Genomic DNA, 3,641 nt, shown 5'->3' with positions numbered 1-3,641 from the left:
GACTTCAGCAAAAGCATGAGTTATGGCGACTACCTGAACATCGACACCATTTTGTCAGCGCAAAAACCGCTCTCACCCGCGCACGACGAGATGTTGTTCATCATCCAGCACCAGACCAGCGAGTTGTGGATGAAGCTGATGCTGCACGAGCTGACCGCTGCCATCCACAACATTGCCAACGATGAATTGGGCGCCGCCTTCAAGATGCTGGCACGTGTCAGCAAAATCATGGAGCAGCTCGTCCACGCCTGGGACGTGCTGGCCACGATGACACCGCCCGAGTATTCCGCCATGCGGCCCTACCTGGGCCAGAGCAGCGGCTTCCAGAGCTTTCAGTACCGTTGTATCGAATTCGCGTTGGGCAACAAAAACGCCGCCATGCTGCAACCTCACGCCCACGCGCCCGATCGCCTGGCGCTGGTGCAAGCCGCGTATGTGGCGCCATCGCTGTATGACGAAGCGCTGCGCCTGCTAGCCCGCCGCGGAATTGCCGTGCCCGCAACACATACCCAGCGCGACTGGTCACAACCGTATGCCGCCAACAAGGAAGTCGAGCAGGCTTGGCTGCAGGTCTACCGCGACCCAAAGGCGCACTGGGACCTGTACCAACTGGGCGAGGAGTTGACCGACCTGGAAGACGCCTTCCGCCTCTGGCGCTTCCGCCATGTGACCACCGTGGAACGTGTCATAGGCTTCAAGCGCGGCACGGGTGGCACAGGTGGTGTGAGTTACCTGCGCAAGATGCTGGATGTGGTGCTGTTCCCGGAAATATGGTCGCTGCGGACGGAACTGTAAGCAAAATACGCCTATAGCCCCCGCCGCTATTGATTTGTAAGCTATTAATTTGGCAGCAACTAGCAGGAGCAGGGCGTCTTCTATCACCGCTCCATTCGGCAGGTGGTCCGCCAGACCGGTGAATGGAGGCATCCGGTATCTCGGGAGGCAAGCGCTGGTTTGGGCCAACTGCAGTCACTGTCGAATGACCACTATCACGAACTGAGCTGATAGAGTTCAGCGGAGCGAAATTGCGGCACACTTTCGGCATCCCCCTCCCAATTCCCGATTTCTGTTCCACACAATGAGCGGCTCCCCGATCGCCCGTGAAAACGGAAGTTAAATACAACCTTGCCTATCACCTGGACAGTGCTAAGTTCTCGCCATCGTTCAGCCGGTGTCTTTGATCAATCGCAAGGTTGACAATTCTGTTGCCAAGTCGATCCACTTCTCCATCAAGAGCTTCATGCGCTCGTAGTTCTTGAGCTGCTTGCGCACGGTCGGTAAATCTTCCTTCTTCACAAACTTGCTGCTGCTCTTGCCCTTTCGGGTGTAGCTGACCTGGTAGTAGGGTCCATGCTTTATTGGTGGCGTGGCCTTGCACCGGCACCCTGGTGAGCCACAAACGTTGTACTGGGTAGAGAGGCTTCCAGGGCGTAGATCCCCAAGGGCCGCCAGGTCGCATTTGATCTTCTCAATTTGTCGTTGCAGCGTTGCTTCTCGGCGGGTGTCCATCGCAAAAATCCGGTTTGTTTCAGTATCGAAAGTGTAGCGTTTTATAGCCGATAGCATGATAATGCTATCGGTATACAGGTGAACGACAACAACCATCTCCAGGAGACACCGTCATGAAGCTATGGACCCAATGGCTGTCGGCGGTTCGCGCCCTGAGCCCGGCCTGCCACCGCTCATTGACTTTTGTGTGGATGATTCTTGTCTTGATGGGGCTGTGTTGTCGCTCTGACAACGCCGGGGTCACCAGCTTTGTTCGGGTATTGAACTTGCGCGGTGAGGCCTATCACCGGCTTCTTCATCTCTTTCACAGCAAGGCCCTGGACCTCAATGTCTTGACCGCCTGCTGGGTGCGCCTGTGCCTTGTGCTGTTTCGCCCGCTTCAGGTCGGACAGCGCCTGGTTTGCATAGCCGATGGCATCAAAGCTCCCAAGGAGGGCAAACGCATGCCTGGCGTGAAGTATTTACACCAGCAGTCAGCCAGCAATACCAAGCCAGAGTACATCATGGGCCATTCGCTGCAGGCCATCTCTCTTCTGGTCCACTGTGCTGCTGGCTTGGTGGCAGCGATTCCGCTGACTTCGCGCATTCACGAGGGTCTGGTGTTCTCCAATCGGGATTCAAAGACCTTGCTGGACAAGTTGGTGGCGCTGCTGTTTTCCATTACGCGTGTCTGGAACAGGCCGGTCGTGCTGGTGGCCGATGCCTACTACGCCAGTGGCAAAGTCATCAACCCCCTTTTGGACAACGGGCATCATCTGATTACGCGAGTCAAGACCAATGCGGTGGCGTACCGGGCAGTGCCACAGGTTGAAAGTCGAGGTAAAGGACGACCTCGAATCTATGGCGAGAAGGTTCGCCTCAAAGAGATGGCCCAGGACGATAACGCTTTTACCAGCGCGCCCAGTCCGGTCTACGGCGAGCGTGATGTTGTGGTTCGATTTCGGGTGCTGGATGTGCTGTGGAAACCAGTTGGGCGCGTCGTGCGTTTTTGCATTGTTAAGCATCCGGTGCGCGGCACCATCTTTCTGCTGTGCACCGATGTCTCCATGGCTGCCTTGGAGATTCTTCAGCTCTACGGCTACCGCTTCAAGATTGAACTGGGGTTTCGCCAGGCCGTTCATGTCATCGGTGCTTATGGCTATCATTTCTGGATGATGGATATGAAGCCTTTGCGTCGCGGCGGTGGCGATCAGTATTTGCACAAGCAGACCGATGCCTATCGGACTGCGATTCGGCGCAAGCTGCGCGCCTACCACGTCTACGTGCAGCTTGGCTGTATCGCGCAGGGCTTGCTGCAGCATCTGTCCTTCAATCACACCGCCGAGGTTTGGCGCTGCTTTCGCAGTTGGCTGCGCACCATGAATCCGGCGATGCCGCCCTCTGAGCTCATCGTCGCGCATGCTCTGCGCTCCAGCCTGCCACTATTTTTAACGGTTCCCACTTTGGCTCCTGACCTCACGAAAATCATGGCCAAATACTGCAAAAATGACCCGCCCTCTGTCGAGGACCGGATGGCGGCGTGAGCTGCGGGAGAAAACTAAGCACTGTCCAGTATCACCATCTATGCACTTACCCACTGCAGAAGCCTTGCTCTTCGATCTTGGTGGTGTCCTCTTGGACATCGACTTTAGCCGCGCCATTGCCGCCTGGAAACCATATTCGGCTTTGGACCCTGATGTTCTACGAAACACTTTCAAGCATGACGAGCAATACGCGCGCCACGAGCGCGGCGAGATCACCTCAAAGGAATATTTCGCATACCTGGCTACATCGTTGCAATTGACTGCAAGTTCTGAGCAAATTGAACAAGGATGGAACGCCATCTTCGTTGGCGAGATCCTGCGAACCCGGGAGCTTATTGAGTCCGTGCGGGGTATGCTCCCTTGTTACGCATTCACAAACACAAATGCGTCACACATGGCCAGGTGGAGCGAGCTGTTCCCCAAGGTTGTCGGCGCCTTCGATCGCATATTCGCATCGCATCAACTGGGGCTACGGAAGCCCGAGCGGGCTGCCTTCGACCGCATTTGTGTTCTGACAAGTATCCCGGCCGTTAAGTTCCTCTTTTTCGATGACCTTAATGAGAACGTCCAAGCAGCGAGAGCCGCTGGTCTTCACGGTGTCCTTGTTCA

At 56.0% G+C, this 3,641-nt stretch carries 4 protein-coding genes; 3 read left to right on the top strand and 1 reads right to left on the bottom strand.

Annotated elements, in window-relative coordinates:
* A partial coding sequence (gene kynA, locus AC097P_RS23210) for a tryptophan 2,3-dioxygenase (RefSeq protein ID WP_479612808.1) occupies nucleotides 1–795 on the top strand: 795 nt, incomplete at its 5' end.
* Between the two features lie 369 nt (nucleotides 796–1,164).
* Here the strand turns inward: kynA and AC097P_RS23205 are convergent.
* On the bottom strand, nucleotides 1,165–1,509 hold the full coding sequence (locus AC097P_RS23205) for a DUF6788 family protein (RefSeq protein WP_479612807.1): 345 nt from the start codon (nucleotides 1,507–1,509) through the stop codon (nucleotides 1,165–1,167).
* A gap of 113 nt (nucleotides 1,510–1,622) precedes the next feature.
* On the opposite strand from AC097P_RS23205, the gene AC097P_RS23200 reads away from it, so the two are divergent.
* Complete coding sequence (locus tag AC097P_RS23200; RefSeq protein WP_479612806.1) at nucleotides 1,623–3,032, top strand: transposase; 1,410 nt, start codon at nucleotides 1,623–1,625, stop codon at nucleotides 3,030–3,032.
* 40 nt (nucleotides 3,033–3,072) lie between these two features.
* The coding region (locus tag AC097P_RS23195; RefSeq protein WP_479612805.1) for an HAD-IA family hydrolase at nucleotides 3,073–3,641 on the top strand (569 nt) is incomplete at its 3' end.

Source organism: Rhodoferax sp. ZS1R8 (assembly GCF_056521325.1).
This window is presented reverse-complemented; position numbering and strand designations above follow the sequence as displayed.

Bases quoted from the DNA above. Each gene is read 5' to 3' on its own strand.
- AC097P_RS23200 (WP_479612806.1), top strand. From the start codon at position 1,623: ATGAAGCTATGGACCCAATGGCTGTCGGCGGTTCGCGCCCTGAGCCCG.
- AC097P_RS23205 (WP_479612807.1), bottom strand. From the start codon at position 1,509: ATGGACACCCGCCGAGAAGCAACGCTGCAACGACAAATTGAGAAGATC.